The organism is Bifidobacterium sp. WK012_4_13 (genome assembly GCF_041080835.1).
In the GTDB taxonomy this organism is placed as follows: Bacteria; Actinomycetota; Actinomycetes; order Actinomycetales; family Bifidobacteriaceae; genus Bombiscardovia; species Bombiscardovia fermentum.
Genome location: NZ_CP129683.1, coordinates 1,452,261 through 1,473,617, shown reverse-complemented (window position 1 = coordinate 1,473,617; position 21,357 = coordinate 1,452,261). Strand labels below are relative to the sequence as shown.

The following is a 21,357-nucleotide window of genomic DNA, read 5'->3' as shown; positions in this document are numbered from 1 at the left end:
TTAGATGGCTCACGCTGTTCGGATGCTGTTCGCATGTCTGGGCTCTGCTGAATGCCGTGTTCTAGACTTGATGAATGAATTCATTGACGACACTGCCTTGGAACGATGCGATGAATAGGGCGCTCGCACTTGCCCATATGGCGCAGGTTGGTGGCGACGTTCCCATCGGCGCGGTGATTCTCGACAGTCAGGGAGCTGTGGTCGGTGAAGGATGCAACCGTCGTGAAGTGGCGGGCGATCCGCTTGCCCATGCTGAGATTGTCGCGCTCCGTCAGGTTCATGAGAGAAGGCTTGATCCGCCCTCATCCGCGACTCCTGAAGAATCGAGAGCTCCATCCGTGCGACCGGCAGGTTGGAATCTCAGCGGGCTGACCCTGGTCGTGACCATGGAGCCATGCCCGATGTGCGCTGGTGCGGCGGTTCTCTCGCACGTTGACCGCATCGTCTTCGGGAGTTGGGATCCGAAGCTTGGAGCGTGTGGGTCGGTCTGGGACATACCGCGGGATCCGCATATGGGCCATAGCCCAGAGATCGTCGGAGGGGTCAGGGAGCGGGAATGCTCTGCTCTGCTCACTGAATTCTTTCAGGCCAAACGCGTTCACTATGTGGACAAAACTCGCCCATAGCTGAGATGCGTCACATACTCGAAACATAGTGTTCCTTGGTTTTGGTTCAAGAGACTGGGATTGGGACACTGCCAGTGGGGGTCTTGCCAGAGGTTAACAACCTCATCTTCATTGACGATGTGATGAGATCGCGATGCGTGCATGGGACGTGGCATGCTTTCGTAGTGCGCGGTGAAGAAGGGGCTCGCAACGGCGAGCATGGGCAGGGTTCTGCACGGAATCGATCCGGATTCCATGGATTGACCACCTATGCCATGCCTCGCGATGGCGACGGGCTGCACTCATGGTGGAAAGACAAATATGAAATACGCAGTTATTGGCGCAGGTGCAATGGGATATCGCTATGGTGTGCTCATTCAGGAGCATGCCGGGCGCAAGGTGGACTTTATCGATGCATGGGAGCCGAACATCGCGGCAGTTCGCCAGCAGGGCGGAGTCTATGTATCGCGGGACCGCAAGAACCGTCATCTGGTTCCAATTGACATCTATACGCCGGAAAGCTACAAGGGCGATCCCGATGTCTGGATCATCTTCGTGAAGCAGATGCAGCTCGACGATATCCTGAGACGCTGCGCGCCCTTGTTCAAGGATCACCAGGTCGTGTTCTCGGCGATGAATGGATGGGGTCATTTCGAGAAAATCAGGAAGTACTTCAGCGACGATCGCATCTATGGCGGCACCGCCATGGTCGCAACAGTGCTGAACGGTCCTGGAGACGTCGACTTCATTGGCAAGTCAGGTGCCGGTGAGATGCATATGTGCGCTTTCAACGAGAAGACGACCGACATCGAGCGTGAGATGTTCGAGGATTTCAAGGCTTCGAACATGAATCCGATCATCACGACCAACTTCATTGGCACGTGCATGGCGAAGGTCATCTTCAACTCGGTCGTCAACACGCTGTGCACGATGTATCAGATCACGATGGGTGAGTTCATTGAATATCCAGGATCGATGGACATGGCGAAGCAATTGATCGACGAGGCGTATGATGCATGCGACCGTGCAGGAATCAGGCTTATCGAGACTCGTCAGGAAGAGCTCAAGTCCATCGATTATGTGAGCCGTGTCGCCAATCCGCTGCATTATCCTTCGATGTATCAGGATATGTCCCGTGGACGCAAAACCGAGGTCGACTTCATCAACGGATGCATCGCGAAGATCGGACGTGAAAACGATTATGTATGCAGGACGCATGAATTCCTCACGCATGGCGTGCACCTCGCCGAGCTTGCATTCAGAATCCACAATCCAGACATTGCTCAGGCAGCGCACAATGCAAATAATTCGGCGAATGCGACGGCTGTGCAGGATGCCGAGAACCTCGTCAAGACGGCACAGAGCAGGAGTGCAGACTCAGAGGATTAGAGGACTGAGACGGCTAGGCGCGGCAATGCAGATTGACGCGTGATGGAAGCCGCACGCAGACGGTTCGTCCCTTGGAGATTGGCAGATCCTGTACGGGTTTCTGACTGAATTCGGCGCCTGACCTAGGTCAGGCGCCGAATTCATTTTTTTACTTTCGGTCATAACATGCGCGAGGGTGACAACTAAGGAAAAACCAGATTACTCTGAAAAACATGAGTGGAGAGCCATGTTTTTCGGCCATCCACAATATGTTGGAATGGGCATGGAGCATACGCCGACATTTATGAGGAAGCTGAATTCAAAGTCGAAGGAATTGTGTGATGAACAACGTGGTTAATGGCACTGACAGGACGACTGCGGCCAATGAAGGGGGAACTTGGCGCATCTTCAAGGGGAAAGCAAATGATGGAACGGAGTCCACGACGCTCTATGGCGAAGACAGGGATGCGGACATCGCTGTGACGCTGCTGATGCAGGGCAGTGATCTTCCGAGGATCGTGCAATGGGGCAGACCGATGGCGCACCCCGAATATCTGGTGAACTGCAATGACGCGGTAAGGCCTCAGCGCGTTTCCGGCGGCTTGGACGACACCGATTGGCCGAGCATAATCCCAACTCAGGCAGAAGCGTGGACCGGTTCCGACCGTCTGGTCCTTCGCAGAGATGGAGTCGAGCTGTTCTGCAGGTTCAGCACGACCGATGACCCAATTGCAATAGATGGCAGAAGGGTCGCAATAACTACAATCGATGAAGTGCAAGGGCTTACGCTGCTGTGGGAATGCGAAATAACGCAATCGGGTCTGCTGCGCCAGAGGGCAAGGCTCTCGAATGGCCGTTCGACAGATGGCTCAGAGAGCGATGGGTCTCGTGCCGAGAACGAGCTCGGGACGTTGAGCGTCGACAAGATCGAACTTGCATATCCGGTCCCAGAGGAAGCCAGCGAGATTCTGTCGACGACGGGCCATCATCTGCGTGAACGCTCTCCTCAGCGCCAACCCTTCAACATCGGCAGAGTCGAGCGTCTCAGCATGGTCGGCCGCCCTGATTTCGATGCATCGCTGCTGATGACGGCAGGAGTTCCCGGATTCGGATTCTCACATGGTGAGGCGTATTCCGCACATGTCGGTTGGAGCGGCAACTCCGTGCTGTCGGCTGAAAGGACAACCTATACGCAGGGACTGATTGGTGGCGCGGAACAGCTGGTCGGCGGTGAAATGCAGCTCGGACAAGGTGAAAGCTACACGACCCCCTGGGTGTATGGATCCTATGGCGAAGGACTGAACGAGGTTGCTTCGCGTTTCCACGGCTTTGTACGCAGCATGCACCCGCTCTTCGCGAAGAAGCCGCGTCCGGTGATTCTGAACACCTGGGAGGCAGTGTATTTCGATCATTCATTCGACACTCTGAAGGCGCTTGCGGACAAGGCAAGGGACTCGGGAGTCGAGCGGTTCGTCGTCGATGACGGCTGGTTCATGCACCGCAGGGATGACACCGCAGGTCTTGGGGATTGGCAGATCGACCCCGCTGTCTGGCCAGAAGGCGAGAAGAGTCTCGGCGCCCTTGCCAAGTACGTACATGCGCTGGGCATGGAATTCGGTCTATGGTTCGAACCTGAAATGGTCAACCCTGATTCCGACACGGCTCGTGCCCATCCTGACTGGATCATGCATGCCAATCGCGACAGACTGCCCATGCAGGGCCGTTCCCAGCAGGTGATGGACCTGACTAATCCGGAAGCCTACGCATACGTTTTCGATGCCATGGACACCCTTGTCGATTCCCTGGGCATCGATTACATAAAATGGGACCACAACAAGCTTGTCACCGAACCCGTCTCGCCATATTCGGGATTGCCCTGCGTCCATGCGCAGACAGAGGCCGTTTACCGCATCTTCAAGACCTTGAAGCAGAGGCATCCAGGTCTTGAGATCGAGACCTGCAGCTCGGGCGGTGGACGTGTCGATCTCGGAATCCTTGAGTTCGCAGACCGAATCTGGGCATCTGACTGCGTTGATCCCGTCGAGCGCGCCGACATTCAGCGCTACACTTCCTTGCTTGTGCCTCCGGAGATGATCGGCGAGCATGTGGGTGCTTCACCGGCGCATTCCACGATGCGTGCGACCAGTCAGCAGATGCGCATGGCAATGGCATTCTTTGGCCATCTGGGCATCGAATGGGATTTGCAGAAGCAGGATGACGAGGCCTTGCAGCATCTTGCGCAATGGGTCGAGGCATATAAGAGAAACAGGACGATGTTCGAGCATGGAACGGTAGTTCATGCCGATAGTTCGGATCCGGCGATTCGTGTGGATGGCATCGTCTCGGAGGATAAGAGCCATGCAGTGTTCAGATTCACCCAGCTGACCACCTCCCAGCATTATCCCGTCGCTCCCATTCGCATTCCTGGTCTCGATGCAGAAGGTGCGTACACGGTACGACCTCTGTCCGTATCGCTTGATTTGGATGGCATCGGCAATGGCCAGTCAGAGTTGGGGTGGTGGAATGAGCAGGGAAGCGTTCTGCCAGGCGAATTCCTTGCAGAATGCGGTGTCCGCCCGCCATCGCTCAACCCAGCACAGGCCGTGCTGTTTGAACTTGTGCGAGTCTGATCGAAGGTTGCGTCGTGAATGCGATCAGCCGAGCATGTAACGGCTGATTGCTCGCGAAGCTGCCGCGCATGCCCATCTGTCCCATATGTCGTCGAGTATTTCCAGTGACACTGGACCAGCCTGGCTATGACGGTATGATTCGATGCCTTTGCGGATGGATTCTGTGTTCATGCGTGCTACAAAGGATGATTCTCCTGCCACGATCACTTTCTGCGGCATGGCGATATTTGCGACAGTTGCTATGAAAACACCCAGCCTGAAGCATGTCCGGTTCAGCAATTGAGTGGCCTGGGGCACGCCATGCCTGGCATCGTGTGCAAAATCCTCGAAGGAGGCGGTCTTTCCGAGGTTCAGTGAATATTGCTCGGCAATGGAATCGTTGGTCAGGCACTCGGCGCATCCCTTATGGCCCTGATAGCAGCGTGGGCCTTCAGGGTCAACCAGCGTATGTGCAATGAGGCCGTAGCTTTTGTCACCATAGTCAATTGCCTGACCGTTTTGCGCCAGCGAATAGCCCAGCCCGGCACCCATAGTGACGACCGCGAAGCGCGGGATGCCGATGCCCGCCTCGAACCAGCATTCATAGTGCAGCAGGGAATCCAAGTCATTGAAGATTCCAGTAGGTATGCCACATTCCCGCGTCATCATGCTGGCCAGGTCGACGGAGCCGTCCCAATGCAGGAATGGGGCAAAGGTCACGGTGGAGTCATTGATGATGTGGCCACCGATGCTTACGCCGACGGCGACAGGCTTGCTGAGCCTTGCCCGGTCGGTGTCTTCCACGCATGCATGGACCAACTCCGCCAACGCCTTGCACAGTTGGTGCGGATTCTGATCCTCAAAATCAATCGAATGGCTTTCGCCTATCTTCTCGCAGGAGACGTTCAAGGCCGTGGCCAGTGCGCTGTTCCCTCTGACGTTGATACCGATGAAAGTGCGCTCATTCTTGCGAATCTGCAACGCTGTCTGTGGACGGCCCCGCCGCTCGCCTCCACTTTCCTTAGGCACGAATCCAAGAGGCAATGGCTTCTTTACCGATAGGTCGGGATCGTCCGGGTTCAATTCCTCGATGACGCCGTAATGAAGAAGGTCGCTGGTGATCCTGGACAAGGCTCCTTGCGAAAGCCCCAGCAGCTGAGCGAGCGTGGTTCGTGCAATCGGACCGTATTGCAGGATGTCCGCAGCGACCCGATGCGTGTATTCCGATCCAGAAAACCAGGAAGGGAGCGGTTGCCTGGCGGTTTCTTCATCTTGCGGCGAGGTGGCTGCGTCGTTTCTGGGAACATTGCTTGTGATGTGCATGGACTCTGCCTCCCAGAACATGAGCTTGGATGATCGCCTGCGTTGCCCTCATGCTTGCATCCGTCGATCGTAGGCGTTTCCCCCTGCCACGTGACACAGATCTGCCGCCATGGGGCCGTTTCTCTCCCTATCCTAGTAATTTCTTGCTTTAATTACAAAAATACTTCCTAATTATTTTCCCATGTCCATGGACTCGCCAACAGTGGTAAAGAAAGCGGGGGGATATTTATTATGAAGAGCGCGATATTCGGATGTCGAGGATCCGAAACGCAAGACGAAGGAGTCGAGAAATGAGACATGATTTTAACAATCAGCTCGGCGGCGATTCGAATGTGATTGGAAGCAGAGTGAAGTTTATGAAGGTGTTCAGACGCGTTGCCACAGCTATCGTTGCGGCTGCCATCGGAATTTCCATGGCAGGATGTGGCTCAACCAGCGCGAACGTTGTCACCTTGGATTTCTTCCAATTCAAGTCCGAGGCCGCGGACCAATTCAAGAAAATGGTTCAGGATTTTGAGGCACAGAATCCTGACATCAAGATCAACATCAATAACTCCGCAAGTGCGCAGACGGATCTGCGCACGCGTCTGGTGAAAAACCGCGTGCCTGATGTCATAACGTTCAATGGAGACATTAACTTCGGGCAATTCGCCGCCTCAGGCGTCTTCCATGATTTCACCAACGATCCCATAGTAAAGACTCTCAATCCTGGCATGGTCCAGATCGCCAAGGACTTGGTGCAGACCACGAATCCTGCGAAGAAGCGTCTGTATGGTCTCCCATTCGCCGGCAACGCCAGTGGTTACATCTATAACAAGACGGTATGGCGCAAGGCCGGTGTCGATCCCAACAATCCGCCGAAGACCTGGTCAGAGCTGATCGCTCTGTTGCAGAAGTTCGAAAAGGCTGGAATAACGCCAATTCAGGCATCCTTGGCAGATTCTTGGACGACTCAGGCTCCGTTCGCATCACTGTCGGGCACCTTGGTCCCGGCAAGCGAATACACGAAGCTCAAGAAGGGAACCACGACATTCTCCAAGATCTGGACAACGACTGCCGAGAAGGAAGTGGAGCTTTACAAGTACGCAACGAGTGACAAGGGTGTGACCTATCAGCAGGCGACGCAGAACCTCGCTGCTGGCAAGGTCGCCATCCTTCCTCTCGGAACCTATGCCATTCCACAGGTCCGTCTGGTCAATGCCAAGGCAGACCTTGGCTTCGCGCAGCTGCCAGCGACTGATAACGAGAGTGACCAGATCCTTACTGCTGGAGATGATGTCATGCTCACGATGGGTGCGAATACAAAGCATCCAAAGGAAGCCATGAAATTCATCAAATTCCTGATGAGCAAGAAGCAGCTCGAGGAATATGCGAAGGCACAGTCGGCGTTCACGCCGCTGAAGGAAACAGGCATCGGCGACGAGGCGCTCAAGGGAGTGCTCCCGTTCTTCAAGTCCGGCAAGCTCGCTGACTTCAGCGACCATTACATCCCGGCATCCATCAACATCGGCGGCTATCTCCAGACTTTGGCGACCACAGGCAACGTCTCCAGATTTACGAGTCAGATGCAGACGGACTGGGATAAAGTCCAGGCAAGAACGTTCGAATAAAAGGGAGGAAGAATCATGGCAAATGCACAATCGCCGGCAATGACAAATGTTCCGGCATCAAGTTCGGCTTCCCACTCGGGCAAGCCTCAGAAGAAGCGCAAGAGTTCATTCTCGAAGCGCAAGGTAGATCACGCATATTATTGGATGGCAGTTCCCGCCGCCTTAATCTTCGCGGTGTTTCTCTATGTGCCGTTCATTCAGGGTGTAGGCTACTCATTCACGAACTCACAGGGCTATGGTGAGTCGAAGTTCATCGGACTGAAGAATTACTTCGCGCTCTTCATCGATGACCGCGTAGGGCATGCATATCTCTTCACCTTCCTGATCTCGATTCTGATCACGATTCTGGTGAATCTGATTGCGATGTTCCTCGCAGTCGCGCTGAATGGCAAGATTCTGTTCAAGAACGGCTTCAGGGCAATCTTCTTCATTCCTTACACACTCGCGGTGCTGGTCATCGGCTACGTCTTCAAGTACATCTTCATGACTCCGCTTCCCGCACTGGGACAGGCATTGCATATCAGTTGGCTTTCGCAGTCCCTGCTCACCAGCGAGCACTATGCCTGGGTTCCCATCGTCTTCCTCGCCGTATGGCAGAGCGTCGCATACTCAACGCTGATCTACCTCGCAGGTCTGCAGACGATCGATGGAGAGATCTATGAAGCCGCCTCGATTGACGGCGTCAACGCCTGGCAGCGCTTCTGGCAGATCACCTTCCCGCTCATCGGACCGTTCTTCACCATCAACCTCGTGCTGAGCATGAAGAATGCATTCGGAACCTTCGATCAGGTCATGGCTTTGACGCAGGGCGGACCTGATTCGTCAACCGAGACGGTTACCTACCTTATCTATACGAACGGCCTGACTGGTGGAGAATACGCGTATGAGACTGCTAACGCCGTGCTCTTCTTCATCGTCCTTGCAGTGATCGCGTTCATTCAGCTGAAGTTCTTCGGTAACAAGGAGAAGATCTGATATGACTTCTGTAACTATTTCGAATTCAGCCTCCGAAGGCAAGCAAACCACAAAGGGCGATTCCAAGTGGCATAGCCATCGTCAGATTAACTGGTGGCTCACCGCGGCGGTGGCCGTGCTGTCGCTCACCATTTTGATCCCGTTGTATTTCACCATCATCACGGCGTTGAAGACCCCAGCTGAGGCCGGTGGCTTCGGATTGCCGACGACCTGGGAATGGCATAATTTCGCTGACGCCTCTGCAAAGGTCAACTATCCGAAGGCGGCCTTGAATTCTGCGATCATCACGGTTGCCGCAGTTGTGCTGACTTTGTTTACCAATACCTTCGTCGCCTACGCGATTGCAAGAAATATGGACAAGCGTTTCTTCCGCTTCCTGTATTACTTCTTCATCGCCGCCATGTTCGTCCCGTTCCCCGTGGTCATGCTTCCTATCGCCAAGCAGTTTGGCAGCTGGCACTTGGACAATCAGCTTGGTCTGATCCTGCTCTACACGGTTCTCGGCCTTGGCACCAACCTCTTCATCGCGACTGGATTCATTCGTTCGATTCCTGTCTCCTTGGAAGAGGCCGCGCGAATCGACGGTGCAAGCACATGGCGTATCTTCTGGAAGATCATCTTCCCGCTGATGGGACCAATCAACGCCACCATCGCCATTCTGACCGCACTGTGGGCTTGGAACGACTTCCTGCTGCCGTTGATCGTGCTGACCGACCAGTCGAATCAGACGATTCCTCTGGCTCAGTACGTCTTCAGCTCGCAGTTCGCGACGAACTACCCGATGGCCTTCGCCAGTTATCTGATGGCCATGGCCCCAATCCTGATCGTCTACATCTTCGCCCAGCGCTGGGTCATCTCCGGTGTTATGAGAGGCGCGGTCAAATAGCAAAGAGCCTGGTAGGCTCTTTGCTTGACCGCGCCGAGCGGCCCCCATTGGGCCGTGAGGAAACATTGAGTCCCGTCCTGTGGGACGGGTCCAAAATTGCTGGAGCCGTTAAATGAACAGCCCGGTGGGCTGTTCATAGGCGCCGTGAGCAGCTGAGCCGTTAAAAGGGATGTCCGGTGGACATCCCTCAGGCGAAGTGAGCAGCCCCTAAGGCTGCGAAGATTGTGCAAAGCACAACAATCAGCGAGGAAAATACTTTCTTACGGATTAGTCTTCCTAGGCGAGGGTAACCGCAAAACGGCTACCCAACCCGCAAAAATACATAACGCAGTACCCGAGCATGGTGCTCAATACAAAGAGAACAATCGATTTTTGTGGCCGGTTTTCATGAGACCGACCATATGCAGAGCTTTCGCGGTTTGCAATTACAGCGAAGCTCATGCGGTCACATTACTATTGCTGTAGGCCACAAAAATCGAATAGTTCTCATTTTTTATGTCCAACAGAGCAAAGTCACAACAATGAAAGTGAGTGGAATGACTACACAGCAGCGAGTTCTTATATCGGATTCGACTCGTACAAATGGCGAAACGCCAAACCCGTGGTGGACGAATGCGGTGGTGTATCAGATCTATCCTAGAAGCTTTCAGGATTCGAACGGCGATGGTCTGGGAGACCTTCCTGGCATCACATCGCGTCTTGACTATCTGCAGGAGCTTGGTGTCGACGTTATCTGGCTGAGTCCGGTCTATAAGTCCCCGCAGGACGACAATGGCTATGATATTTCCGATTATCAGGATATCGACCCCATGTTTGGCACCTTGGATGACATGGATGAGCTGATAGCCCAGGCACATCATCGCGGCATCAAGATTGTCATGGATCTGGTGGTGAACCATACTTCCGACGAGCATGCATGGTTCCAGGCATCACGGGATAGGAACGACGAGCATGCCGACTGGTACTGGTGGCGTGATGCGCGTCCGGGCATGGCTCCTGGCGAGCCCGGCGCCGAGCCGAACAATTGGGGTTCGTATTTCGGTGGCTCCGCATGGGAATACGATGAGGGAAGAGGACAATACTTCTTCCACCAGTTCTCTCGCAAACAACCCGATCTGAATTGGGAGAACCCAGAAGTTCGCCGTGCCGTCTATGCGATGATGAATTGGTGGATGGACCGTGGCATCGATGGGTTCCGCATGGACGTCATCGTTCTGATTTCGAAGTTCATGGATGCGCAAGGTCGCCTGCCAGGTGAGGCCGGAAGCCAACTAGAGGACAACCCGGTTGGTCCCGAAGGATTCTCAGACCCGTCGGTGTTCTGCTGCGACGGCCCTCGTCTGGAAGAGTACCTTGCAGAGATGCGCCGTGAGGTGTTCAGCCGCCGTGACGGATATCTCACCGTGGGTGAGGCCCCCGGATTGCCTGCCGCCAGAACCGGCGAAATCACCGACCCGAAGAACAAGGAACTCGATATGCTGTTCCTCTTCGAACAGGTGGGGATCGATCATGGCGCATCCAAATGGGACGTCCGGCCATTTGAGCCCAAGAAGCTGCGCACGGTCATGTCCAATCAGCAGAATGCCGTTCGCGATGCCGGATGGGCAAGCCTGTATTTCGACAACCATGATCAGCCACGCGTGGTTTCCCGGTGGGGCGATACATCCACCGAGGAGCTTCGCATTCGTTCGGCGAAGGCCCTGGGGCTTCTGCTGCACATGCATCGTGGAACTCCCTATATCTATCAGGGCGAGGAACTGGGCATGACCAACGCCGGATTCACCAAGCTCGAACAGTACCGTGACATTGAATCGATCGATCTGTATCATCAGCGTGTGGTCGAGACCAAGATCCAGTCGTCGGACGACATGCTCCATGCAATGTCAATCATGAGCCGTGACAATGCCCGGACTCCGATGCAATGGGATGACACGAAATACGCCGGATTCACTGCATCGTATGCACCGGAGGAACCATGGATTTCGGTCAATCCCAACCACGATGTCGTCAACGCTCAGGTTGAGCTGAAGGATGATGACTCGGTGCTCGCCTTCTATAGGAAGCTCATTGATCTTCGACATACCGACAGTCTTGTCTCCGCTGGCGCGTGGAACATGCTTGACGAGAACGATCCGACCGTATATGCGTTTACCCGTTCACTGCCAGATGGTTCCGATGCTCATGGAGAGCTGTTGGTCGTAGTGAACCTGTCTTCGAAATCCGCCGCGCTTCCCGGTCAGACCGCACATCTGCTCGGAGTCGATGATGGCGCATCGAGCATCTCATCCATGGGTGGAATCGATTCCGAGCAGGTGGTGCTCAGCACTTATTCTCCCGAGCAGACTGCCGCCTCGTTGCTCACTGGTTCGTTGTCTCCATGGGAAGGCTTCATCTATCGCATTGATCGTTGACGTGCAATGATTCAGGGGGTGTGTGACGCATATGCAGTTGCTGCGGCACACACCCCTTGCCGTAAGCTATCGCACGATGATCTTTGGCGCGAGCAGCACGTGTTGCGAAGCCACATCCCTTACGAGTGAGGGGTCCTCGCTCCCATTGATCCTTTCGACAGCGATGCGAACAAGTTCATGGGCTATGTCAAGAGTTGGCTGTTCCAGCGAGGTAAAGCCAAGTGACTGGGCGGACGAGGTGTTGTCGAATCCTGTGATGGTAATTGGGCAATGGGGTGGGAGAAATGTGTGTGCCCCTGTTGCCAGGGTATCGCTCACGCAGACGATTGCATCCAAGTCGGGTTGCCGCTCGAGTAGTTTTCCACAGGCAATCTGACCTGCCCGAATGTTGTCTTCGGAATCGATGCGCAGAGTTGCAATCTCCCGCTGCGTGGAGAGTTTGGCAGTGAGCAGTGCCTGCTCCCAACCGGAGTATCTGTCGGCTCCCGTTCCTGATGGGTCCGGCCAGCCCATAAAGCCTATTCGCCGATGACCGGTGACGATGAGCTTCTGTGTCAGTTCGGAAATGCCCCGTTTGCCATCGACGTCAACCCATGCAAGCTTTGCATCATCGTCCGTTTCCTGCCCCCAAGGGCGTCCAAAGAGAACGAACGCCTGATGATGTTTCACGAGCCAGGATATTCGTGGATCCTCATACACGGTATCGGTCAAGATGAAGCAATCGACATCTCCGCCAGATACCAATGACGCGAATTGATGAATCTCATCAGCCTTCGAATCGGTTTTGTACAGCATGATTCGTAGGCCATGCTTGTCGGCTTCGCTGACCAGCGCATGCAGCAGGGGGTCGAATATCTGTGAGTATCCCGATGGAGCTATGCCGGCGGCAAGTGTGTAGCTGCGTTGAGCTCTGAGCCTGCGCGCTGACGCATTGGGAGTGTAGTGGAGTCTGGTGACCGACTCCTCGACTTTTGCCCGCGTCCTTTGCATGACAATCGAAGGATTGTTGAAATAGTTTGACACGGTCTGGGGCGATACGCCTGCATCGCGTGCAACGTCTTTGATACTGACCATGATTGCCTTTCGAAGCTGCATCCCACATCTTCAAGATCCACACCTGAAGGGTTGACATCGATACTCAGTATATCGTAATATGATCTGTAATTGGAACGTAAAAATTGTTTCAATCACGGTTCAGTGTCGAGCTTAAACGGGGGAATGGGATTTTATATCAATTCGTTCAAGAGATTTTCCAGCAAAAATTTTGTAACGTTAAAATTAGATTCGTAGAGAATAAGACGTTCTAAGGGGGATAAGGATCATGAAAAAGAAACTGGCTGTCGCAGCATCGACTTTTTCCGTTGTTGCAATGTTGCTTGCGGGCTGTGGAGGTAGCGGATTCAGCAGTGATAGCGCATCGAGCTCTGACAAGCTCACTTCAGATACGAGCAAGGAGCTCACGGTGCTCATCGCTTCCTCTGGCGACCCCGAAACCAATGCGGTGAAGAAAGCCGTGCAGGAATGGGCAACGAAGAACAAGAGGAAGGCAACCGTTTCGGTTGCCAGTGACATCAATCAGCAGCTCTCGCAAGGATTTGCATCTGGCTCTCCGACCGATGTGTTCTATCTCGCTCCTGATCAGCTTGCTGGCTATGCTTCGAGCGGTTCGCTACTTGCGTATGGCGACCAGATCTCGAATCGTAGCGATTACTATTCCAGCCTTCTGCAAAGCCTGACGTATGACGGCAAGCTGTATGCCATTCCCAAGGATGTGTCTACGCTCCAGCTCGTCATCAATACGGATATGTGGTCTGCTGCCGGATTGACATCTGCTGATTATCCGAAGACGTGGTCACAGCTCGAATCCGTAGCCAAGAAGCTTACGACTTCCAAACATGTCGGGCTGACTTTCTCTCCACAGTATGCGAGGGTCGGAACCTTCATGGCCGAAGCCGGAGGCGGACTCGTGAATGCGAAAGGAACAAAGGCAACTGCAAATTCTGCGCAGAGTCTGAAAGGGTTGACCGAAGTCAAGAAGCTCATCGCTAGCGGTTCCACCGCGTTCTCCTCCGACCTCGGCGCAGGCTGGGGCGGAGAGGCGTTTGGCACGGGAAAGGCGGCGATGACCATTGAGGGCAATTGGATTCTGGGATCGCTCGCTGCTGATTATCCAAATGTGAAATACAAGGTGATTGCATTGCCTTCCGGACCGGCTGGCAAGGGAACCATGCAGTTCACGAACGGCTGGGGCATCGCTCAGGACAGTCCGGATCAGAAGGGAGCGATAAGTCTGGTGAAGTATCTGACGACAAAGTCCGTAATGATGCAGTTTGCGAAGGCTTTCGGCATCATGCCCGGCAATTCGAAGTTTGCTGCAGATTGGAAGAAGGCATATCCCGATCAGGCCCCATTCATCGACGGTCTGCAATATGCAATCGGCGTTCCGACGGCCAAGGGGGCCAGCACGGTCGTCTCGGACTTCGATTCCCAGCTTGCACAGCTGAAGAATACCGAGCCGAAGACAATCCTCGACAAGACGCAGAAGAATTTGGACGCAATCTACAAGTAGCCATGCCAGCCATGCGAGACCCGCCTCACGGGTAGAGGTCTCGCATGCGGCTCGATAGAGAGGATCATGATGTTTTCATCAGCCAATCCCGGATCAAAGAAACGCGGGCATTCCTCAGATACCTCAATCAAGATCAATCACACCAGAGAACAGATTTCCGCATGGATGTTCTGTGCCCCCATGCTGATCATTCTTGGCGTCTTCCTGGTCATTCCAATCGTGATGGCGCTATGGGTGAGCTTCTCGGATTGGTCGGGGCGTGGCAGCCCATTTTCAAGTGGCGTGCATTTCATCGGACTGGGCAATTACGACTCGGTCCTGGTGACACCGGGTCTATCGCAAAGTGACTTCGGAACGGCGATTCGCAACAATGCCTGGTATACCTTGCTGGTCGTGCCATTGCAGACGCTACTGAGCCTGTTGCTGGCAGTAATGCTCAATCGCAGAATTCTCAAGGCGAAAGGCTTCTTCCGAACGGCGTTCTATTTTCCCTCTGTCACGAGTTCCGTCGCGATAACGGTGCTCTGGCTCTTCCTCTTTGGCTCGACAGGATCGATAAATGCGGTGCTTTCATGGTTCGGCATTAACGGACCGAATTGGTTCAACGACCCTCGTGGACTTCTGCAGATACTGTTCTCACATTTGGGAGTCAGCCAAGGGCCAGCGTTGCTGACCCAACATGGGCTGCTCGGCATCAGTTGGTGGGATTGGCTCTCTGGCCCATCGGTGGCCATGTTCGCGATCATGCTCATGGTCATCTTCACGACGTCAGGTACCTTCATGCTCATGTTCATCGCTGCCTTGCAAAGCATTGGTGAGGGAACCGAAGAAGCGGCGATCATGGATGGAACGAACGCATGGCAGAGGCTATGGCATGTAACGGTACCTCAATTGAAACCCACGATTTTCACGGTTGTCACGCTTGGAATCATTGGAACATGGCAGGTTTTCGACCAGATATACACAGGTACCAGGGGAGGGCCTTCGAAGACGACGCTCACTCCGGCGTATCTCTCCTATAGCGCTGCTTTCGATAATCAGGAATGGGGCCAGGGTGCTGCAATTTCATTCATTCTCTTCGTCATCATCGTCGTCATGACGTGGATTCAGCGCCAGATCATGAAGGATCGAAAGATGTCGCGTCGAAAGATTGCCTATTACGAGGCATTGAAGTCCGAGACGCGGGGATTGAGCAATGTGAGTGCATCGCAATTGCGTGGCAAGGGCAATCCTGACGTCGCCAATCGAGAAGGGAAGAATCATGAGTGATCGCAACACCGTGCACGCCCGCATAGCTTCAGCAGATGGCAGCAAGCGTGCATCGCGGACGATGGGCAAGGCCCTCCATAGGGTATTTTCCAGCTCATGGATCATCTATGTGGTGCTGATAATGCTTGCCGCCATATATATCATGCCATTCATCATCCAGATCGCGACTTCGTTCAAGACCGATGCCGATGCCGCGGCGAATCCCGTATCGCTTATCCCTGCTGTCTGGACGACGGCAGCCTACCAGCGTCTGTTCCTGAACTCGGACTTCCCTCTGTGGTTCAAGAATTCGGTGATTGTAACCGTGTTCGTCACGACCGGTCGGGTATTTTTTGATTCGATGGCTGGCTATGCCTTGTCCCGATTGCATTTCAGGGGCAGAGACACGATATTTGCACTGCTGGTTGCGGTGATGAGTGTGCCCATGGTCGTTTTGCTCATTCCAAAGTTCCTGATTATCAAGAGCCTGGGAATCTATGACAGCTATTTCGGTATGATTCTGCCGCTGCTGATTGATGCAAGTGGTGTGTTCATCATGAGGAATTTCTTTGAATCGATACCGCAGAGTGTCGAGGAGCAGGCAAAGATAGACCGGGCAGGGACATTCAGAATCTTTTGGTCGATTGTGCTGCCCATGGCACGTCCGGCTCTGATAACCATAACGATTCTATCCTTCCAGGGATCTTGGAACGAATTGTCGCATTTCATCGTCGCAACGCAGTCTCCATCCCTGACGACATTGACCAAGGGCGTGGCCTCACTGGCAAGCGGACAGCTCAGCGCAGGCACCCAGTATCCAATAAAGCTAGCCGCCGCGGCAATTATGACGGTCCCCGTAGCGGTGCTTTTCTTCATATTCCAGAAACGAATCATGAATACGAATGAAGGTTCGGTCAAGGAATGATTCATAACGAAACGAGCTCAACAATGCATAAGAACGCTCAGCACAGTGCACAGCACATACCCACACAGCCTTGGCTGCATGACAGGGAGGTCATTGTCTCTGCTCCGGCACAGTTGTGGAGCAACGGCGACGGTCTGATAGATGGCGAAGGAGTGAGCGGTTTCTATGTGGGCGACACTCGTATGATTTCGGCAGTCAGCGTGGTCGTTAACGGAGTGGAACCCCAGATGGTCAGACATTCGGTGCAGCAATCAAACTCATCGTCGAATGTCTATTTGGCGCGTAACATAACGGGAAGCACGGTGGACCCCATGTTTCGCATCGATGAATGCCGCGAAATCGGTGACGGACTGCTGACGCTTGAGTATCGTTTGCGCAATGGTCTGCAACGCTCGACCCATCTCGTCTTTGAGCTGCACATATGCATCGACAACACCGATATGCAAAGCATCAAAGGTGGGGTGGCTCGGATGTCCGAGACTTCTCAGACACTTCACATTGCAGTGGGCGACAGCGCATGTGACGTGAATTCCGATGCGGGTGCGCTGCGTATCAGTGCTAGCCCCGATGCTGAGGTCAGGGGTGAAGGGCTTGAATGCTCGTTTATCTGGGATATTGACATTCCACCGTCTTCGCAAACCACGCTTCAATGCTCTGCGCATGCTCGCAGTCCAAGACGCGTCGTGGTCCCAGCGCGTGGAAAGGCCTCTTGGCATGATGCGCTCATCTCGACGTGGGATTCAAGGCTCGATGCATGGGTTTCCCGTTCCTTGCAAGATCTGGAAGCATTGAGGATGTCGATTCCAGAGCTTCCCGACGATGAATTCCTGGCTGCCGGCGCGCCTTGGTTCTTCACGCTCTTTGGGCGCGATTCGCTATGGGCCGCGCGGTTCATGCTCCCGATCACCAACATTCCTGCTCTTGGAACTTTGCGGACGCTGGCGCATTTTCAGGCTGAAGCGTCCGATTCTTCGACCAATGCGGAACCAGGGAAGATACCGCATGAACTTCGAGCGCAGGCTATGGAATATGCAGGCGCTTTCGCAGAGCATCATCTCGATCTGCCGCCGCTATATTACGGAACGGTTGATGCCACGGCACTGTGGGTCATACTCTTTGCAGAGCTTGTGGATTCTCATATTGCGAAGTCCGAAGTCGAGGCGCTCCTGCCTCATATGGAACGTGCGCTCGAATGGATCAGAGATTTTGGTGATGCCGATGGTGATGGCTTCCTCGAATACGTCGATACTTCCGGGCACGGCCTTGCGAATCAGGGTTGGAAGGATTCTGGCGATTCGGTCCGGTGGCGTGACGGGAGCATTGCCAAGGGGCCGATTGCGCTCTGCGAAGTGCAGGGTTACGCGTATCAGGCAGCAATGGATGGCGCTCGTATGCTCGATGCGTTCGGCAGGAAGGGCGGGGATCAGTGGAGATCGTGGGCATCGAAGCTGAAAGAACGATTCAATGCACAATTCTGGATCTCGGATGAATCTGGCCGGTATCCGGCGATCGCCTTGGATGGAGACAAACGACCGGTTGACTCACTGACCAGTAACATAGGGCATCTTCTGGGGACTGGCATCATCGATGGCGACGGCGTAGACGCCATAGCGAGTCGGTTGATGTCTCCTGAACTCAATTCTGGATACGGCATCCGCACACTCAGCTCGCAATCAGGCGGGTATTGGCCTTTGAGCTATCATTGCGGCTCTGTGTGGGCACACGACACGGCAATCGCAATGCTCGGACTGTATCAAGAGGGTAGAGCGAAGCAGGCTCGCATCATTGGCGAAGAGCTCATCAAGGCTGCAGAGCAGTTCGATTATCAGATGCCCGAGCTCTATTCTGGCGATGCCGCACCGAATCTGGTTCCCTATCCTGCTGCATGCCATCCCCAGGCATGGTCTGCGGCGTCTTCGATTGCTGTCTATAAGGTCTTTCAAGACAATCGGAGCTGAGGCTGCCATTCCCCGCGGTCCCCACCTCTTCTCTCGTCTCTCGGCAGAATCGGCTATGGGATGATGAGGGTCCTGTCCGGCAGCGCGTTCCACCACGCTCTGTCGGCCGCGTAATCGTTATGATGCAGCCCCGTCATAGAGTTGGGAGCTTGCCATAAGCAGCAATGATCTGCCATGATGAATTGGCGTGTTCTTTACCGGATGTAGACCGACCCAAGTTTTCGATGTGCTATAGCTTGACTTGAGAGGGACTTAAGTTAGCAAGGCTCATTCGAGCAGCTGGATGGGGCTGTTTCCACCGGCGAACGGGGAGGATGTCATGTCAAGACTCATAATAGTTTCCAATCGACTGCCTTTTTCGATGGAAGAGAACGAAGATAAATCATTCGCACTGCGACAGAACGTTGGCGGACTGGCGACCGCAATCGGACCATATCATAAGACTCACCGCGACAGCATCTGGGTAGGCTGGAGTGGCATCGATGCCTCCGAGCATACGAAGTCAGAGGTAGAGAGCATCAAGAAGGAGTTCTCCGATCGCCGCTGCGTCCCGATTTTCCTTGATGAATCAGAGGTCAAGGGCTACTATGCTGGCTTTTCGAATGATACCTTGTGGCCGTTGCTGCACGATTTTCCGCATGAGGCGAATTTCAACGAGGAAACCTTCAATATCTATGCCGATGTCAACGAGAAATTCGCTGACATGGTCGCGCCGCTGATTCATAAGGGTGACACCGTCTGGATTCAGGACTACCACTTGATGCTGCTGCCCCAGATGTTGCGCGAGCGCTTCCCGAAGGCTTCGATCGGCTGGTTCCTGCATGTCCCATTCCCAAGCCCTGAGATCTTCCGCTCCCTGCCGTGGAGCCGCGAGATACTCAATGGCATTCTGGGGGCCGATCTGGTTGGATTCCATACCGTCGACTATGCGAATAGCTTCAAGGCTTCCGTGAAGCTTCTGCTTGGCAAGGACGTTGACGAACAAGGCCACGTTGAGCTGGAAGACGGTCGTAGAAGCACCGTTGACGCATTCCCTATCGGCATCGACTACAACCTGTATCGCCGCACGTCTCGGTCGAACCTCGCAACTGAGATGCGCAGGGGCATCGAAGCGGTCTGTGGCAAGCGCACTGGTCAACGCTATGCGACATCGCTGACTGCGGAAAGCAATGCCGCGACCGAGGCTTCCACCAAGGAGGGCGCACGGTGGAGTCACTACTCACGCGAAGACCTGCCAGAGCTCACGCTTGCAAGGTTCGCAGCTTCCGGCAGTCCCAAGCCCAACAAGGTCATCGTCTCCATCGATCGACTCGATTACACCAAGGGAATTCCCGAACGTCTCCGCGCGTTCGAACTGATGCTGGGCAAATATCCTGAATGGATCGGCCATGTCACCTATTACCTGCTCGCCACGCCTTCACGCGAGAATGTGCCGACATACAAGCGTCTGAAGGAGCAGGTGGACCAGTTGGTCGGACAGATCAACGGCAAGTACTCGCTGCTCTCGTGGAACCCGATTCACTACATCACCCGGTCGCTTCCCATCAAGCCGGTGTGTGGAATCTATGCGGCAGGGGATGTCGCGCTGGTCACGCCACTTCGCGACGGCATGAACCTGGTCGCCAAGGAATACCTCGCGTGCCATGATGGACGGGCAGGCGCACTCGTCCTTTCGGATATGTGCGGGGCTGCGCGTGAGCTTGACCAGGCGTTCATAGTCAACCCATACGATACCTCTGCCGTGTGCGAGGCGCTGCATGATGCGCTTGAGATCTCGAATGAGGATTCCAGACGCCGTAACATCGCCATGCAGGCAAGGTTGAAGTTCAGGACAGCGGCGACATGGTGCACTGGATTCCTTGCATCGCTGGCTCAGGTTGCCAGCACGAGCCTTGCGGACAAGCGTCTTCGCATGGATCAGCGCAACACGATGATGGAGCAGTGGGATAAGGCAGGGAGCCGCTTGCTCCTGCTTGACTATGATGGCACGCTCACGCCGCTTGTGCGCACTCCGGATCGCGCAAGACCCACACAGGGACTGCGATCGCTGATTCGCCGCGTCGCTTCGGACCCTGCGGTCACGCTGTACATCGTTTCCGGGCGCTCGCACGAAACGATGGGCGCCTGGTTCGGCGATCTGCCAGTCGGTCTCATCGCTGAGCACGGCGTATGGCGAAGCGGCTATGATTCGAAGGCCGACAGTGGCACAGGCCGAAAATGGACGCGTCTCGAAGGTCTTCCTGATGCCGCTGAGTGGAAGAAGAGGATTGAGCCAATCATGCGGGAATCCGTCGATTCCCTCGAGAAGTCCTTCATCGAGCAGAAGGACGATGCGATGGCATGGCATTACCGTCTCAGTGACCAGCGCAAGGCGAACGTGGAAAGAATGAGGCTTCTTGAGAAGCTTCGTGCCATAACGGGGAAGCTTGGCCTGATGGTGATGGAGAATGCCAAGGTCGTCGAGGTGTGTCCTGTCGCCGTGAGCAAGGGCCAGGCCGTCGCTCCGATTCTTGAGAGCGGTGATTATGACTTCATGCTTGCAGCAGGAGATGACTCGACCGACGAGACGATGTTCGCCGTCATGCCTGAGAATTCATGGAGCATCAAGGTCGGTGCCGGCATCACCCGCGCACAGTCCCGTCTTTTGAACGCTGCGTCCGTTCAACGCCTGCTTGGGTACCTCGCCGCAGAGTCGGAAGCGACCCGTGCATGAACGGTAGCATCGGAGGATAGGCTGGTTTCTTCAACGTGCAGTTCTTGCACTGCGAAATCTCGCAAATCTTTGGCTTCATACAGTCTGTAGCGTCTACTATTGTCGTTGTTCCGACATAGGACGCAGTGAACCGCTCAGCAAGACATTCCTGAGCGGT

At 54.5% G+C, this 21,357-nt stretch carries 13 protein-coding genes and 1 pseudogene; 12 read left to right on the top strand and 2 right to left on the bottom strand.

Annotated elements, in window-relative coordinates:
- Positions 1–110: 110 nt before the first annotated feature.
- From QN062_RS05930 to QN062_RS05920, 3 genes and pseudogenes are all read left to right on the top strand, one after another.
- Positions 111–626 (top strand): nucleoside deaminase, encoded by a 516-nt coding sequence (locus QN062_RS05930; RefSeq protein WP_394854709.1) that lies wholly within the window; start codon positions 111–113, stop codon positions 624–626.
- 300 nt (positions 627–926) lie between these two features.
- Positions 927–1,877, top strand: a pseudogene (locus QN062_RS05925) (ketopantoate reductase family protein); the annotation flags it as partial.
- 437 nt (positions 1,878–2,314) lie between these two features.
- On the top strand, positions 2,315–4,603 hold the full coding sequence (locus QN062_RS05920) for an alpha-galactosidase (protein WP_369340919.1): 2,289 nt from the start codon (positions 2,315–2,317) through the stop codon (positions 4,601–4,603).
- Positions 4,604–4,627: 24 nt separating this feature from the next.
- Here QN062_RS05920 and QN062_RS05915 read toward each other — a convergent pair whose 3' ends face one another.
- Positions 4,628–5,905, bottom strand: a complete 1,278-nt coding sequence (locus tag QN062_RS05915; RefSeq protein ID WP_369340918.1) for an ROK family protein — start codon at positions 5,903–5,905, stop codon at positions 4,628–4,630.
- 290 nt (positions 5,906–6,195) lie between these two features.
- On the opposite strand from QN062_RS05915, the gene QN062_RS05910 reads away from it, so the two are divergent.
- The 4 genes from QN062_RS05910 to QN062_RS05895 all read left to right on the top strand — a co-directional run bounded on the left by QN062_RS05910 (position 6,196) and on the right by QN062_RS05895 (position 11,787).
- On the top strand, positions 6,196–7,515 hold the full coding sequence (locus QN062_RS05910) for an ABC transporter substrate-binding protein (protein ID WP_394854695.1): 1,320 nt from the start codon (positions 6,196–6,198) through the stop codon (positions 7,513–7,515).
- A gap of 39 nt (positions 7,516–7,554) precedes the next feature.
- Positions 7,555–8,490, top strand: coding sequence for a carbohydrate ABC transporter permease (locus QN062_RS05905; protein ID WP_369342556.1), 936 nt, complete (start codon positions 7,555–7,557; stop codon positions 8,488–8,490).
- Position 8,491: 1 nt separating this feature from the next.
- Positions 8,492–9,376 (top strand): carbohydrate ABC transporter permease, encoded by an 885-nt coding sequence (locus tag QN062_RS05900; protein ID WP_369340917.1) that lies wholly within the window; start codon positions 8,492–8,494, stop codon positions 9,374–9,376.
- Positions 9,377–9,912: 536 nt separating this feature from the next.
- Positions 9,913–11,787 (top strand): alpha-glucosidase, encoded by a 1,875-nt coding sequence (locus QN062_RS05895; protein WP_369340916.1) that lies wholly within the window; start codon positions 9,913–9,915, stop codon positions 11,785–11,787.
- Between the two features lie 66 nt (positions 11,788–11,853).
- Here QN062_RS05895 and QN062_RS05890 read toward each other — a convergent pair whose 3' ends face one another.
- Positions 11,854–12,861 carry a LacI family DNA-binding transcriptional regulator gene (locus tag QN062_RS05890; protein WP_369340915.1) on the bottom strand — a complete coding sequence of 336 codons (1,008 nt, stop codon included), beginning with the start codon at positions 12,859–12,861 and terminating at the stop codon, positions 11,854–11,856.
- Positions 12,862–13,108: 247 nt separating this feature from the next.
- Here QN062_RS05890 and QN062_RS05885 point away from each other — a divergent pair, with 247 nt between their 5' ends.
- The 5 genes from QN062_RS05885 (at position 13,109) to otsB (ending at position 21,200) form a co-directional block, all read left to right on the top strand.
- Positions 13,109–14,356: an extracellular solute-binding protein gene (locus QN062_RS05885; RefSeq protein WP_369340914.1), complete on the top strand. Its 1,248-nt coding sequence runs from the start codon at positions 13,109–13,111 to the stop codon at positions 14,354–14,356.
- 66 nt (positions 14,357–14,422) lie between these two features.
- Positions 14,423–15,625 (top strand): carbohydrate ABC transporter permease, encoded by a 1,203-nt coding sequence (locus tag QN062_RS05880; protein ID WP_369340913.1) that lies wholly within the window; start codon positions 14,423–14,425, stop codon positions 15,623–15,625.
- Positions 15,618–16,529 (top strand): carbohydrate ABC transporter permease, encoded by a 912-nt coding sequence (locus QN062_RS05875; protein ID WP_369340912.1) that lies wholly within the window; start codon positions 15,618–15,620, stop codon positions 16,527–16,529. The genes QN062_RS05880 and QN062_RS05875 overlap by 8 nt, the downstream gene beginning before the upstream one ends.
- A gap of 23 nt (positions 16,530–16,552) precedes the next feature.
- Entirely contained in the window at positions 16,553–18,487 is a 1,935-nt protein-coding gene (locus tag QN062_RS05870) for a glycogen debranching N-terminal domain-containing protein (protein WP_369340911.1), read from the top strand.
- Positions 18,488–18,806: 319 nt separating this feature from the next.
- The gene (otsB, locus tag QN062_RS05865) at positions 18,807–21,200 is read left to right on the top strand and encodes a trehalose-phosphatase (protein ID WP_369340910.1); all 2,394 of its coding nucleotides are present in this window, start codon (positions 18,807–18,809) and stop codon (positions 21,198–21,200) included.
- Positions 21,201–21,357: the final 157 nt, after the last annotated feature.